This window comes from Pseudomonas sp. GT1P32 (assembly GCF_054897805.1).
In genome coordinates, this window is the sequence record NZ_CM142704.1 from 2,934,162 (window position 1) to 2,948,518 (window position 14,357).

14 protein-coding genes are annotated in these 14,357 nt (G+C 61.3%); 4 read left to right on the forward strand and 10 right to left on the reverse strand.

Going from position 1 to position 14,357, the window contains the following annotated elements:
* Window positions 1-10 precede the first annotated feature (10 nt).
* The gene (locus ACYZUC_RS13480; protein WP_008025704.1) at window positions 11-592 is read right to left on the reverse strand and encodes a DJ-1/PfpI family protein; all 582 of its coding nucleotides are present in this window, start codon (window positions 590-592) and stop codon (window positions 11-13) included.
* 268 nt (window positions 593-860) lie between these two features.
* Between ACYZUC_RS13480 and ACYZUC_RS13485 the strand changes: the two genes are divergently transcribed.
* The gene (locus ACYZUC_RS13485) at window positions 861-1,751 is read left to right on the forward strand and encodes a DMT family transporter (RefSeq protein WP_461996255.1); all 891 of its coding nucleotides are present in this window, start codon (window positions 861-863) and stop codon (window positions 1,749-1,751) included.
* A 111-nt stretch (window positions 1,752-1,862) separates the two neighbouring features.
* On the opposite strand, the gene ACYZUC_RS13490 is transcribed toward ACYZUC_RS13485, so the two are convergent.
* The 4 genes from ACYZUC_RS13490 to ACYZUC_RS13505 form a co-directional block, all read right to left on the reverse strand.
* The gene (locus ACYZUC_RS13490) at window positions 1,863-3,077 is read right to left on the reverse strand and encodes a class I SAM-dependent methyltransferase (protein ID WP_461996257.1); all 1,215 of its coding nucleotides are present in this window, start codon (window positions 3,075-3,077) and stop codon (window positions 1,863-1,865) included.
* A 228-nt stretch (window positions 3,078-3,305) separates the two neighbouring features.
* Window positions 3,306-3,923: a TPM domain-containing protein gene (locus ACYZUC_RS13495; protein ID WP_008025698.1), complete on the reverse strand. Its 618-nt coding sequence runs from the start codon at window positions 3,921-3,923 to the stop codon at window positions 3,306-3,308.
* A 28-nt stretch (window positions 3,924-3,951) separates the two neighbouring features.
* Window positions 3,952-4,707 (reverse strand): TPM domain-containing protein, encoded by a 756-nt coding sequence (locus ACYZUC_RS13500; RefSeq protein WP_461996260.1) that lies wholly within the window; start codon window positions 4,705-4,707, stop codon window positions 3,952-3,954.
* A gap of 34 nt (window positions 4,708-4,741) precedes the next feature.
* Window positions 4,742-5,350: a LemA family protein gene (locus ACYZUC_RS13505; protein ID WP_461996261.1), complete on the reverse strand. Its 609-nt coding sequence runs from the start codon at window positions 5,348-5,350 to the stop codon at window positions 4,742-4,744.
* A 239-nt stretch (window positions 5,351-5,589) separates the two neighbouring features.
* Between ACYZUC_RS13505 and bglX the strand changes: the two genes are divergently transcribed.
* Window positions 5,590-7,881 carry a beta-glucosidase BglX gene (gene bglX, locus ACYZUC_RS13510; RefSeq protein ID WP_461996263.1) on the forward strand — a complete coding sequence of 764 codons (2,292 nt, stop codon included), beginning with the start codon at window positions 5,590-5,592 and terminating at the stop codon, window positions 7,879-7,881.
* A 255-nt stretch (window positions 7,882-8,136) separates the two neighbouring features.
* Here bglX and ACYZUC_RS13515 read toward each other — a convergent pair whose 3' ends face one another.
* The 5 genes from ACYZUC_RS13515 to ACYZUC_RS13535 form a co-directional block, all read right to left on the reverse strand.
* Window positions 8,137-9,294: a phospholipase D-like domain-containing protein gene (locus ACYZUC_RS13515; RefSeq protein WP_461996265.1), complete on the reverse strand. Its 1,158-nt coding sequence runs from the start codon at window positions 9,292-9,294 to the stop codon at window positions 8,137-8,139.
* A 1-nt stretch (window position 9,295) separates the two neighbouring features.
* Window positions 9,296-9,886: a YceI family protein gene (locus tag ACYZUC_RS13520; protein WP_461996267.1), complete on the reverse strand. Its 591-nt coding sequence runs from the start codon at window positions 9,884-9,886 to the stop codon at window positions 9,296-9,298.
* 267 nt (window positions 9,887-10,153) lie between these two features.
* Window positions 10,154-10,483, reverse strand: coding sequence for an amidase (locus tag ACYZUC_RS13525; RefSeq protein WP_461996269.1), 330 nt, complete (start codon window positions 10,481-10,483; stop codon window positions 10,154-10,156).
* Entirely contained in the window at window positions 10,480-11,574 is a 1,095-nt protein-coding gene (locus ACYZUC_RS13530) for a serine hydrolase domain-containing protein (RefSeq protein WP_461996272.1), read from the reverse strand. Before ACYZUC_RS13530 ends, ACYZUC_RS13525 begins: the two co-directional genes overlap by 4 nt.
* Before the next feature lie 154 nt (window positions 11,575-11,728).
* Entirely contained in the window at window positions 11,729-12,607 is an 879-nt protein-coding gene (locus ACYZUC_RS13535) for an acyl-CoA dehydrogenase middle domain-containing protein (protein WP_461996273.1), read from the reverse strand.
* A gap of 154 nt (window positions 12,608-12,761) precedes the next feature.
* Between ACYZUC_RS13535 and olsB the strand changes: the two genes are divergently transcribed.
* Together olsB and ACYZUC_RS13545 are read left to right on the forward strand one after the other, a co-directional pair.
* Window positions 12,762-13,517 carry an L-ornithine N(alpha)-acyltransferase gene (gene olsB, locus ACYZUC_RS13540; protein ID WP_461996275.1) on the forward strand — a complete coding sequence of 252 codons (756 nt, stop codon included), beginning with the start codon at window positions 12,762-12,764 and terminating at the stop codon, window positions 13,515-13,517.
* Complete coding sequence (locus ACYZUC_RS13545) at window positions 13,517-14,308, forward strand: lysophospholipid acyltransferase family protein (protein ID WP_461996276.1); 792 nt, start codon at window positions 13,517-13,519, stop codon at window positions 14,306-14,308. The genes olsB and ACYZUC_RS13545 overlap by 1 nt, the downstream gene beginning before the upstream one ends.
* The last annotated feature ends 49 nt before the right edge of the window (window positions 14,309-14,357 follow it).

Sequence of the window (14,357 nt, forward strand, 5' to 3'; positions counted from 1 at the left end):
AAGTCCCTCGTTACAGCGTGATTTTGGTGCCCAGCAACCCGAGAAAACCGGCGAGCCAGCTCGGGTGGGCCGGCCAGGCCGGAGCAGTGGCCAGATTGCCCTGAACGTGACCTTCCGTCACCGGGATATCGATGAACGTTCCACCGGCCAAGCGTACTTCCGGTGCGCAAGCCGGGTAGGCGCTGCATTCGCGACCTTCCAGAACTCCCGCCGCCGCCAGCAATTGCGCACCGTGGCACACGGCGGCGATCGGTTTGCCGGCCTTGTCGAAGGCACGCACCAGGTCCAGGACTTTTTCGTTCAGGCGCAGGTATTCCGGGGCACGACCGCCGGGGATCAGCAGCGCGTCGTAGTCGGCTTCAGCGACCTTGGCAAAATCGAAGTTCAAGGCAAACAGATGGCCAGGCTTTTCGCTGTAGGTCTGGTCGCCTTCGAAGTCGTGGATCGCCGTACGCACGGTCTGGCCGGCGGATTTGTCCGGGCACACCGCGTGCACCGTGTGACCAACCATCAGCAGTGCCTGGAACGGCACCATCACTTCGTAGTCTTCGACGTAATCGCCGACCAGCATCAGGATTTTCTTGGCAGCCATGGGGAGGACTCCTCTGGGAAATAGGCAGGAGTATTCAAGGTAGTCGTTATCCAGAGGGTCGGGTAATAACCAGCTACTACGGCGTTATCGTTCTTCGCGGGCAAGCCTCGCTCCTACAGGTTATGCGTGATCCCTGTAGGAGCGAGGCTTGCCCGCGAAGGCGTCCTCAACTGTACGGATAACTCTGCACCTAGCTGTAACAGCGGCCGCCACCGGATTTATGGCTAGATGAAGACACTTCCCGCCACCCTGAATTCTGGTTCCCATCATGTCCACGCGCGAAAACACCGGCATGGCCCTCGGCCTGCTCGGCGTTGTGATTTTCAGCCTGACCCTGCCCTTCACACGGATCGTCGTGCAGGAGCTCCATCCGTTGCTCAACGGCCTCGGTCGTGCGTTGTTCGCGGCGGTTCCGGCGGCGCTGTTGTTGCTGTGGCGCAGGGAAAAATGGCCGACCTGGAAACAAGTCAAAGGCCTGACGCTGGTGATCGCCGGCGTGATCCTTGGCTTCCCGGTTTTATCCGCTTGGGCCATGCAAACCTTGCCCGCGTCCCACGGCGCACTGGTCAACGGCCTGCAACCCTTGTGCGTGGCGCTGTACGCCGCGTGGTTGTCCCACGAACGCCCGTCGAAAGCCTTCTGGGCCTGCGCCGCGCTGGGCAGTGCGCTGGTGCTGGGTTACGCGTTGATCAGCGGTGCCGGGAGCATTCAGGCCGGGGATCTGCTGATGCTCGGCGCGATTGCCGTGGGCGGTCTGGGGTATGCCGAAGGGGGGCGCTTGGCCAAGGAGATGGGCGGCTGGCAGGTGATCTGCTGGGCGCTGGTGCTGTCGACGCCGCTGTTGATCGGACCGGTGGTGTACCTGGCGCTGCAACACCAGGGCGAAATTTCGGCCAAGACCTGGTGGGCGTTTGGTTATGTTTCGCTGTTCTCGCAGTTCATTGGCTTCTTCGCCTGGTACGCCGGGTTGGCCATGGGTGGCATTGCCCGGGTCAGTCAGATCCAGCTGTTGCAGATCTTCTTCACCATCGCGTTTTCGGCGTTGTTCTTCGGTGAACACATCGAGCCGATCACCTGGCTGTTTGCTGCCGGGGTGATTGTTACCGTGATGCTCGGACGCAAAACCGCGGTCAAACCTGCCCGCATAGCCACCACGTAACTCTGACCGCCCCCGAATGCATTGACACAACTCAACCCTGTAGGAGCCGGCTTGCCGGCGATGGCGTCCGTGAAATCGCCATCGCCGGCAAGCCGGCTCCTACAAGGTGTTTCAGAGGTAGTTGTCAGCGCGCAGCAGGGTTTCCAGGCAATGTTCGGTGATGTGGTAGAAATCCTTCAGCTCCTGAATCTTCACCAACAACTGGGCCGGGTCCACCGGCTCGGCGCGTTTGACCGCCAGGATCATCTTGTTCTTGTTGGTATGGTCCAGTGAGATGAACTCGAACACCTTGGTTTCGTAACCGCAGGTTTCAAGGAACAACGCACGCAAACTGTCGGTGACCATTTCCGCTTGCTGACCCAGGTGCAAACCGTATTGCAGCATCGGCTTGAGCAGCGCCGGGCTCTGGATTTGCAGGCGGATCTGCTTGTGGCAGCACGGCGAGCACATGATGATCGACGCGCCGGAACGAATGCCGGTGTGGATCGCATAATCAGTGGCGATGTCGCAGGCATGCAGCGCGATCATCACGTCCAGCTCGCTCGGCGCCACACTGCGCACGTCACCGCACTTGAACACCAGCCCCGGGTGTTCCAGTTTCGCGGCGGCGGCGTTGCACAGGTTGACCATTTCTTCACGCAGCTCGACGCCGGTCACCTCGCCTTCGGCGTTCAAGGTGTTGCGCAGGTAGTCGTGAATCGCAAACGTCAGGTAGCCCTTGCCCGAACCGAAATCTGCGACCCGCACCGGTTTGTCCAGTGCCAGCGGTGAGGTGGTCAGCGCATGGCTGAAGACTTCGATGAACTTGTTGATCTGCTTCCACTTGCGCGACATCGCCGGGATCAGCTCGTGCTTGCTGTTGGTCACACCGAGGTCGGCGAGGAACGGCCGGCTGAGGTCTAGGAAGCGGTTTTTCTCGCGGTTGTGCTCCGCGGACGGCACTTCACGCAATTGCTGAGGTTTGCTCTTGAACAGCGAAGACTTGCCCTTTTTGCTGTATTCGAGCTGGGCTTCGTCGGTCAGCGATAACAAATGCGCATTTTTGAACGAGGCCGGCAGCAACGCGGCGATGGTCGCCACGCCCTCGGCCAGCGGCAGGTTCTTGGTGATGTCGCGGGTTTTGTAGCGGTAGACGAAGGACAGGCAAGGCTGATCCTTGACCGTCAGTTGCTTGATGATCAGCCGTTGCAGATCCGCTTCGGTGCCGACGTACTTGGCCAGCACCAGCTTGATGAAGGCATTGGCGTCGAGGCTGGTTTGCAGCAGGTCGATGAACTGGGCGTGGTGATCCGGCGCGAGGCTGGCGGAAGTGGCAATGACTGACATGAAAAAAACGGCCTCGGGCGGAGCGAATCGGGAATGGCGGGTATTTTAGGGGGGATAAGGATTGAGGGCACGGGTAATTTCCCGAACGGTTCAGCATGTGAACGCATTCCCCTGTGGGAGCGAGCCTGCTCGCGATGGACTAAAGAGCACCGCGAGTATCCAGTAACCCCGCGTTATCGTTGACGACCATCGCGAGCAGGCTCGCTCCCACAGGGGAATGCGTCGCGACTAGCCTAGAACCACCAACCGATTCGGCAACTCATTGCGCACATGCGTCACCGGCACGTGCACCTTGAGCAGCTCACCGCACGCTTCCACGCACGTCACAAAGCCCTGCAACGTCTGCCCCTGTTTCACCTGCTGGGTGAACGCCGCCACAATGGCGTCCCAGTTTTTGTTATCCAGCCGTTTGGAAATCCCTTCGTCCACCAGGATTTCCACATAGCGCTCGGCCTCGCAGACGAAAATCAGCATGCCGGTGCTGCCCACGGTGTGGTGCAGGTTTTGCTCCAGGAACTGCCGGCGCGCCAGGTTCGAGGCGCGCCAGTGACGCACCGAGCGCGGGATCAGGTGCGTGGTGACTTTCGGAATGCGGAACACCAGGCACAGCACGATGAAGGTGAGCCATTGCACCAGCAGCAGGCTGTGCATGGTCAGCCAGCCGGTCAAATAATGCACGACACCCGGCACCACCAGCGCCAGCAGGCTGGCCCATAGCAGCGGGATGTACGCATAGTCGTCGGCGCGGGCTGCAAGCACCGTCACCAGCTCGGCGTCGGTGTCGCGCTCGACCCGGGCGATTGCCTCGGCGACTTTGCGTTGTTCGTGTTCAGTCAGTAATGCCATGTCTTAAAGTGCTCGTTCATTATTGTTATCACCAGCCGCCCGACGAACCGCCGCCCCCGAAACTGCCCCCACCGCCGCTGAAGCCCCCGCCTCCACCGCCGCCCCCAAAACCTCCACCGCCGAAACCACCACTCGAACCGCCCGACCCGCCTCGACCCGCCGGCAGAATCCCGAACATCTGCAAGACGAATATCGTCAGGATGAACAGCACCACCAGAAACACGAAAATTCCTGGGTGTCGGGAAACAAAATCACCGTCCTGATCGCCGCCCGACTCATAAATAGTCGACGGTTCATCCAGCGGGCTGCCGCCCAACACCACCAGCATCGCCGCGACCCCGTCGCTGATGCCCTTGCTGAAGTTTCCGGTCTTGAACGCCGGGGTGATCACCTGATGGATGATCACCGAACTCTGCGCATCGGTCAGGCGATCTTCCAGGCCATAACCGACTTCAATCCGCAGCTTGCGCTCATCACGGGCGACGATCAGCAACGCGCCATTGTTCTTGTCCTTCTGACCGATGCCCCAGTGGCGCCCGAGTTGGTAACCGAAGTCGGCAATCTCGGCGCCCTGCAAGTCCGGCACCGTCACCACCACCAACTGCTCGCCAGTGGCCTTTTCATGGGCATTGAGCTGTTGCGTCACCTGCTCGCGCACTGACGGCTCGATCATCCCGGCGTTGTCCACCACCCGCCCGGTCAACTCCGGAAACTTCAGCTCGGCCTGGGCCGTGGCAGCAAACACCCAGAGCAACAGCGCCAGGCCCACATTCAACACGCGCATTGGCAACCTCATCCGTGGTAATGCTTCAAGCCGGTCAGAACTTCACTTGCGGCGCTTTCTCGGCACCGGGGGTGGTGGCTTCAAAGGTTTCGCGGATCGGCAAGTCGCTGTACATCACGGTGTGCCACAAGCGGCCCGGGAAGGTGCGGATTTCGGTGTTGTAGTTCTGCACCGCGAGAATGAAGTCGCGACGCGCCACGGCGATGCGATTCTCGGTGCCTTCCAGTTGCGATTGCAACGCCAGAAAATTCTGGTTGGCCTTGAGGTCCGGGTAACGCTCGGACACCACCATCAAACGGCTCAAGGCGCCGGTCAACTGATCCTGCGCCTGCTGGAACTGCTTGAGTTTCTCGGGGTTGTCGAGGGTGCTGGCATCCACCTGAATGGACGTCGCCTTGGCCCGGGCTTCGATCACCGCGGTCAGGGTTTCTTCCTCGTGCTTCGCATAGCCCTTGACGGTTTCCACCAGGTTGGGGATCAGGTCGGCGCGGCGCTGATACTGGTTTTGCACCTGGCCCCAGGCGGCCTTGGCCTGTTCGTCGAGGGTCGGAATATTGTTGATGCCGCAACCGGCCAGCAACGTGGTCAGCAACATCAAGGCTGCGACCTGCAGGCTCGACCGAGTGTGATGTCGTACATTCATCTGGTTGACGCTCCCGTGCACATTCCGTTGAAAAAACAACCAGCAACCTCCTGACCGGACTCTTCGGGCATAATCTGCCGCCGCCACTGGATTGCATCGAGCCAATGGGCTAAAAGATGCCCCAGCGTAAAAACACTGCGCAAGTGTGCCCGCATTTACTTGAACAACAATAGTCGCTCCCTAAATTTTGGCTGACCGGCGCGTATTCACTGCCGTTTGGGCTTTTGAGAAAACCATTCATGAAGAAGCTGTGTTTGCTGGGCCTGTTCGTCAGCCTGGCCAGTCATAACGTATTGGCCGCCACGACGCCCACACCTCTGGAGAACAAGGACGCTTTCATCAGCAACCTGATGAAGCAGATGACCCTCGATGAAAAAATCGGCCAGTTGCGCCTGATCAGCATCGGCCCGGAAATGCCTCGGGAGCTGATCCGCAAGGAAATTGCCGCCGGTAACATCGGCGGTACGTTCAACTCGATCACCCGCCCGGAAAACCGTCCGATGCAGGACGCGGCGATGCGCAGCCGGTTGAAGATCCCGATGTTCTTCGCCTACGACGTGATCCACGGCCACCGCACGATTTTCCCGATTCCTATCGCCCTCGCTTCGAGCTGGGACATGGACGCCATCGGCCTGTCCGGGCGCATCGCCGCCAAGGAAGCTGCGTCGGACGGCGTCGACCTCACTTTTGCACCGATGGTCGACATCTCCCGTGACCCGCGCTGGGGCCGTACTTCCGAAGGCTTCGGTGAAGACACCTATCTCGTGTCGCGCATCGCCGGCGTGATGGTCAAGGCATTCCAGGGCGCCGGCGCGAACGCGGCCGACAGCATTATGGCCAGCGTCAAGCACTTCGCCTTGTATGGCGCGGTCGAGGGCGGTCGCGACTACAACGTCGTCGACATGAGCCCGGTCAAGATGTACCAGGACTATCTGCCACCGTACCGCGCGGCGATTGACGCCGGCGCTGGTGGGGTCATGGTCGCGTTGAACTCGATCAACGGCATACCGGCCACCGCCAACACCTGGCTGATGAACGACCTGTTGCGCAAGGACTGGGGCTTCAAGGGCCTGGCGGTCAGCGACCATGGGGCGATTTTCGAGCTGATCAAGCACGGCGTTGCCGCTGACGGCCGCGAAGCCGCGAAGCTGGCGATCAAGGCCGGCATTCATATGAGCATGAACGACACGCTCTACGGCAAGGAGCTGCCAGGGCTGCTCAAGGCCGGCGAGATCCAGCAGAGCGACATCGATAATGCCGTGCGAGCGGTGCTCGACGCCAAGTACGACATGGGCCTGTTCAAGGACCCGTACCTGCGCATCGGCAAGGCTGAAGATGATCCGGTCGACACTAACGCCGACAGCCGCCTGCACCGCGCCGAGGCGCGCGACGTTGCGCGCCGCAGCCTGGTGTTGCTGAAGAACCAGGGCGAAACCCTGCCGCTGAAGAAAACCGCGAAAATCATGCTGGTCGGTCCATTGGCCAAGGCACCGATCGACATGATGGGCAGTTGGGCCGCCAACGGTCGCCCTGCGCAATCGGTGACACTGTTCGACGGCATGACCACCGCACTCGGTGCGCAGTCGACGCTGATCTACGCCCGTGGCGCCAACATCACCAGCGACAAGAAGGCGCTGGATTACCTGAACTTCCTCAACTTCGATGCCCCGGAAGTGGTCGATGACCCGCGCTCGGCACAAGTGCTGATCGACGAAGCGGTGAAAGCCGCCAAGGATGCCGATGTGGTGGTGGCAGCCGTGGGCGAATCCCGTGGCATGTCCCACGAATCGTCGAGCCGCACCGACCTGAACATCCCGGCCAACCAGCGCGAATTGCTCAAGGCCTTGAAAGCCACCGGCAAACCGCTGGTGCTGGTGTTGATGAACGGCCGTCCGCTGTCGATTCTCGAAGAGAAAGACCAGGCTGACGCGATTCTGGAAACCTGGTTCAGCGGCACCGAAGGCGGCAATGCCATCGCCGACGTTTTGTTCGGCGACTACAACCCGTCGGGCAAACTGCCGATCACCTTCCCGCGTTCGGTGGGCCAGATTCCGACCTACTACAACCACCTGAGCATTGGCCGGCCGTTCACGCCGGGCAAACCGGGCAACTACACCTCGCAGTATTTCGATGACACCACAGGGCCTCTGTTCCCGTTCGGCTTCGGTCTGAGCTACACCGATTTCAGCCTGACCGACATGGCCCTGTCATCGACCACGCTGAACAAGACCGGCAAGCTCGACGCCAGCGTCATGGTGAAAAACACCGGCAAACGCGACGGCGAAACCGTGGTGCAGCTGTACATCCAGGACGTGACCGGTTCGATGATCCGGCCACTGAAGGAACTGAAGAACTTCCAGAAAGTCACGCTCAAGGCCGGCGAACAGAAAGTCGTGCACTTCACCATCACCGAGGATGACCTGAAGTTCTTCAACGCTCAGTTGAAGTACGCAGCGGAGCCAGGCAAGTTCAACGTGCAGATCGGCCTGGACTCCCAGGACGTGACGCAGCAGAGCTTCGAACTCCTGTAGAACCTTTGTAGGAGCCGGCTTGCTGGCGATGGCATCTCCGCGGTTTGTCAGATACACCGCGGTGATGCCATCGCCAGCAAGCCGGCTCCTACAAGGATTGCGTCGACAAAAGAATAGCGATCCAACCTCGATTCCCTGTGGGAGCGGGCTTGCTCGCGAAAGCGGACTGTCAGTCGAAATCATTGTTGACTGACACGGCCTCTTCGCGAGCAAGCCCGCTCCCACAGTGGTTTTAGGGGGTTGCGGAGATTGGGTTCAGCCCCGTCGATCCAGCAGATTCACCACCAACCGATCCACCCATCCCCAGATCCTCTGCTTCACCCGCCGCCACAGCGGTCGGCGTTGCCAGGCCTCCAGGCTCACTTCCTGGCTCAGCGCAAAGTCATTCTCGAAACTCGCCGCCACCGCACGCGTCAGCCCCGGGTCCAGCGCTTCAAGGTTGGCTTCCAGGTTGAATCGCAAATTCCAGTGATCGAAGTTGCACGAGCCAATGCTCACCCAATCATCGACCAGCACCATTTTCAGGTGCAGGAAACACGGCTGGTATTCGAAGATCTTCACCCCGGCCTTGAGCAATCGCGGGTAGTAACGATGCCCGGCATAACGTACCGACGGGTGATCGGTGCGCGGCCCGGTCAACAACAGCCGTACATCGACGCCTCGGCCAGCCGCCCGGCGCAACGAGCGGCGGACTTTCCAGGTCGGCAGGAAATACGGTGTGGCCAGCCAGATTCGCTTTTGTCCGCTGTTCAGCGCACGAACCAGCGATTGCAGGATGTCGCGGTGCTGGCGGGCGTCGGCATACGCGACCCGGCCCATGCCCTCGCCCATCGGCGGCACGCGGGGCAATCGCGGCAAACCGAAATGCGAGGCAGGTTTCCATGCGCGGCGATGGCGGTTGGCGATCCATTGGCGATCGAACAACAACTGCCAGTCGATGACCAGAGGACCGGTGATTTCCACCATCACTTCGTGCCATTCGCTGGCGTCTTCGCCCGGCGTCCAGAACTCATCGGTGACACCGGTGCCGCCGACCACGGCCATGCTCTGATCGACCAACAACAACTTGCGATGATCGCGGTAGAAATTGCCGACCCAGCGTCGCCAGCTCAGGCGATTGTAGAAGCGCAGCTCTACGCCGGCCGCCATCAGCCGCTGACGCAAGGTCAGGGTAAACGCGAGGCTGCCGTAATCATCGAACAGGCAGCGCACCCGCACGCCGCGCTCGGCGGCCTGGACCAGTGCCTGAACCATGGCCTCGGCACACGCGCCCGCCTCCACCAGGTACAGCTCCAGTTCGACTTGTTCCTCGGCGCGCGCAATCGCGACCAGCATCCGTGGAAAGAACTGCGGACCGTCAATCAGCAGTTCGAAGCTGTTGCCTTCACGCCAGGGAAAAATCGCGCCGGCCATGTCAGCGCGCCGTGAAAATCAGCACCGCACCCACCGGCACCGACAGACTGATCGCCGACAACCCGGCGACCTTGCGCAAGCTGTCCAGCCCCGGCGCCAGATCAAAATCCTCGGCGTTGATCACCAGCGGTTCGAGCGTCACCACCTGAAAGCGCCGGTCATCGAGGCGAGTCGCCAACAACTCGGCGTTGTACTCACGGGTTTTGCCGTGGAGGTTGACGGTGACCGGCAAGCGCAGTTCGAGTTGCGCGCCGGGGGCGAGGTCGTTGATCGGGCGCAAATCAATCTGCGCAGTGATCAACGCTTCGGGAAAGGTCTGGACCTCGAACAGCTCCTTGCGCATGCGTTCGTCGCGCAAGGGGATGCCGCTGTTCACCGAATCCAGCTCGACTTCCACCTCGGCCAGGCCTTTGGGACTGACCTTGCCATGCAGCACCAGGAAGCGCTGCACTTCGGAAACATTGGCGTTTTTGGTGCTGACGAACGACAGCCGCGAGGATTCGCCGTCCAGGTACCAATTGGCCTGAGCCGACAAAGTAGCGCTGGCCAGCAGCACAAAGGCGAGGGTTTTGGTGAGGGACCGCTTGAACATAAAGACTCGTGGGGCAGATAAACCTGAACGAACCTTAACCGTCCGCGAGCGCATTGCAAACCGCGAAGATTGAAGACCACCCCTGTAGGAGCCCGGCTTGCCGGCGATGGCGTCCCGGAGATTGCCATCGCCAGCAAGCCGGCTCCTACGGATTTGCGGTGTGCTCGGGATTGAAGGTTCACGCCAAACCTGTAGGAGCCGGCTTGCTGGCGATGGCATCCCTGAGATCGCCATCGCCGGCAAGCCGGCTCCTACAAAAGTGACCTGTCAGGGTTGCAGACGGCAGCCTTGGTGTTCGCCGATCCATTGCGCGCTGTTGCTGCGCCCCATGCCGCTGACCGTCACGCGTTTGCCGGCGGCGTCATCGGTAAAACCGCTGAAGGGCAGCCACTGCTTCACATAGCCACGGCAATACTCGGCGTCGTTGTTCATCACGTATCGGCACGAGCAGTATTCCTTGGCGGTGTAGGCACTGATGATGTCCGGGAAGGCCCACAGCGCTACCCGCTCGTGCCAGATCCAGCCAAGCAACGCGATCAGCAGGATCAACAACACCGAGCTGAACGGTCGGCGGCGGACAAACGGGCGACGGCTCATGGCTGCACCTTCCCGGCGATTGCCTTGCGCGCGAGGTTGAGCAACGCGTTGTGGCTGTAGCTACCGTCGCGGTCGTCGCCGTAGCGCACGATCACCAGCTTTTCGCTGGGGATCACGTACATCGCCTGGCCCCAATGACCGAGTGCGGCGAAGGTGTCGTGGGGTGCATCGGGCCAGGGTTGCGCTGCGCCATCCACGGCGCGATTGAGCCACCACTGACCGCCTGGCACCGCGTCGTCCTGATTCGCTTGATAGTGGGCGAAGGGCTCGCGATTGAAGGTGACCCAGTCTTTGGGCAGCAATTGCCGGTCCCCCCAACGGCCGTCACGCGCCATCAACAGGCCGACTCGCGCCAGGTCGCGGGCGGTGAGGTAGGCATTGGACGAGGCAACGAAAGTGCCCGTGCCATCGGTTTCCCACACCGCGTGGCGAATCCCCAGCGGCTCGAACAGCGCGGACCATGGATAGTCGGGATAACGCGCCGGACCGACGATGTTCTTCAACGCCGCGGACAACAGATTGCTGTCACCGCTGGAATAGCGAAAAGCCTGACCGGGCTTGGCGTACTCGGCGTGATCGGTGGTGAAGGCGGCCATGTCGTGATGGCCGCGGGTGTAGAGCATCGCCACCACCGAGGACTTCAACGGCGCGTATTCGTAGTCTTCCTGCCAGTCCAGGCCCGAGGCCCAGTGCAGCAGATCGGCCAGGGTGATTGCCGGGTGCTTTACCAGCGATGGATAGAACTTCAGCGCCGGGTCCTGCAATTTGAACAGGCCTTCGCCATAGGCAACGCCGAGCACCGTGGCCATAAGGCTCTTGCTGATCGACCAGGTCAGGTGCGGCGTGTCGACGCTGGTCGGGCCGGCGTAGCGTTCGTAGATCAACTGACCGTCGCGGATCACCAGCAAGGCGTCGGTGCGGACGCCTTTTCGGCTGATGTCATCACGGGGTGGGAAGGCGTAGGTTTCCAGGGCTTGCAGCGCCGGGCCGCTCAGGGTCGGACCGGACGACCATTGCTCGGCGGGCCAGGTTTCGGCCTGGGTCGAGAGGCTGAGCAGCAGCATGAAAAACAGGGACAAGCCTTTGAACATGGCAGGGGCTCGGCGGATTTGATTGCTGAGCCTAGTTGAGGTTGATGACAGTTTCGGAGTTTGTGTCGTCAATGAAGACGCCTTCGCGGGCAAGCCTCGCTCCTACAGGGACGGTGCAATCCGTAGGAGCGAGGCTTGCCCGCGAAGAGGCCCGTCAGATCGCCGCGAGTGCCTTGGCCAACCGCTTGCCCCGCGCGCCCGCCGCCAAATCCATCACCGCCTGATCCCGCTGCCACATCGCCGCCCACTGCGGCGGGCCATCGGCCAATGCCTGATTCACCTCAACCTTCAACCCGTCGAACTGCGCAAACAACCCGCCCAGCAACACATGCCCCGCCGGATTGTTCGGCGCCTGCCGGCTGACCTCCGCACACCCGGCCAACAGCGCCAGCAAACGCAACAGCAAGGCCTGCGGCCAGTCACTGTCCTGGCCGACGCCATACAACCACGCCGTCATCGCGCTCAACACATAGACGTCTTCCAGCGTTCTGAACGGTTTGACGTACGCATCCCAGCCATCCCCCGCCAGCAACTCACACAAGGCATGGTCGAGAAACAGCCGGCCATGGCTGATGTCCGGCATCAGTGGGATCGGTGGGAGTTTTTCCAGGCGCACACCCGGCTCACCGGGATAAACCACCGCCAGGCTCAGGCGCGGAGACTCGCCAGGCGCTTCACTGCGAGCGGCGATCAGCAGCCAGTCGGCCGCATCGCCGGCGGTCACGAAATCCTTGCGTCCGCTCAGGCGCAGATCGCTCAGACGCGTCTGCATGTCCGCCACCCGCAGGCTGCGCTGTTCGGTCGCGCACAACGCGCCGAGGCTCGGCGGCGCACTCGGCCACAGCATGCGCAATGCCGCCTGGTAGCCCACCAGAAACGCCAGCCCCGGCGTCGCCATCAGGCGTCCACCGCCCACCGCCAACTCAAACGGCGTGACCGTGCCCAACTGCTGCAACAAGGTCGCGAAGCCCTCACCGAGGTCCGGATTGGCGGGCAAGCGATCGCGGCGTTTCAACAGGGTTTGCCAGGGCATAAGAGGCTCCTTGTGGGCTGTCATATAAGCATCACCAAAGCTTCATGGCGATGACACCGGGGCTACATAGCCTGACTTTGCACAACACGGCCGCATAAAGAAAGTCGATCGGCTCTAACCCAAGACGGGTGACCAGCCCGCACGGAGAATCGCAATGACTCAGATCGCCCGCATCAGCGACACCGGCAATGAACGCCGCCTGCAAGCCGAACGCCTGGTGGGCGCCGAGGCCTTGCAGGAAGCCCAGGCTTTGCGCTTCAACGTGTTCAGCGGCGAGTTCAACGCCAAGCTCAAAGGCGCGGAACTGGGTCTGGACATGGATGACTATGATGTTCACTGCGCCCACATCGGCGTGCGTGACCTGAACACCGGTCGCCTGGTGGCAACCACCCGTTTGCTCGACCACACCGCCGCCAGCAGCCTGGGTAAGTTTTACAGCGAAGAAGAATTCAGCCTGCACGGTCTGGTCCACTTGAAAGGCCCGATCCTCGAAATCGGCCGCACCTGCGTCGACCCGGCCTACCGCAACGGCGGCACCATCGCCGTGCTCTGGGGTGAACTGGCCGAAGTCCTGAACCAGGGCGGCTACAGCTATCTGATGGGTTGCGCGAGCATCCCGATGCAGGACGGCGGCATTCAGGCTCACGCGATCATGCAGCGTCTGCGCGAACGTTACCTGTGCACCGAAAACCTGCGCGCCGAACCGAAAAAACCGTTGCCGGTTCTGGACATCCCCTCCAACGTCATCGCCGAAATGCCGCCGCTGCTCAAGGCCTACATGCGCCTCGGTGCGAAGATCTGTGGCGAGCCGTGCTGGGACGAAGACTTCCAGGTCGCCGACGTGTTCATCCTGCTCAAACGCGACGAACTCTGCCCGCGCTACGCCAAACACTTCAAGGCGGCTGTGTAATGAGCCGCCTACGGGTGTACGCGCGGATTGCGCGAGTGTTGGTCGTGGTGGCATTGGGGCTGAGCATGGCCAGTGTGTTCGGTTTGTTCGAGCGCTTGGGCATCGCCCATTCGATGGTCCGCCGTCAGCGCTGGTCGAGATTTTTCATGGCACGCCTGGCGAATGCCCTGCCCTTTCGCGTGACCGTGCACGGTGAATTGCCGAAGGAGCCGATGCTCTGGGTCAGCAACCACGTGTCCTGGACGGACATTCCGCTGCTGGGCATGCTCACGCCAATGTCGTTCCTGTCCAAGGCCGAAGTGCGTACCTGGCCGGTGGCGGGCTGGTTGGCGGCCAAGGCCGGCAGCCTGTTTATCCGCCGTGGTTCGGGTGACAGCCAGTTGATCCGTAAACAGATGACGCGCCACCTGGAGCAAGCGCATCCGCTGCTGATGTTCCCGGAAGGCACCACCACCGATGGCCGTTCCTTGCGCACCTTCCATGGTCGCTTGCTGTCGGCAGCGATTGATTCGCAAGCGAAGCTGCAACCGTTGGCGATTCGTTATCTGCGCGAGGGTGAGGTCGATTCGCTGGCGCCGTTCATTGGCGATGATGACTTGCTCTCTCACCTGATGCGCCTTTTTGCCAACGACCGGGGCGATGTGGAGATTCATCTGCTCAAGCCGATTGCCTGTGAAGGCCGGGAACGTGCGGCGCTGGCATTCGAAGCGCAGCAGGCAGTGCAGAAGGTGTTGTTTGGCGCGATTCCCGAAAAACAGCAGGCTCCGATGCGCCCCGCCATCGCTGCCTGAACACATACCCCTGTAGGAGCCGGCTTGCTGGCGATAGCGGCATAGCATT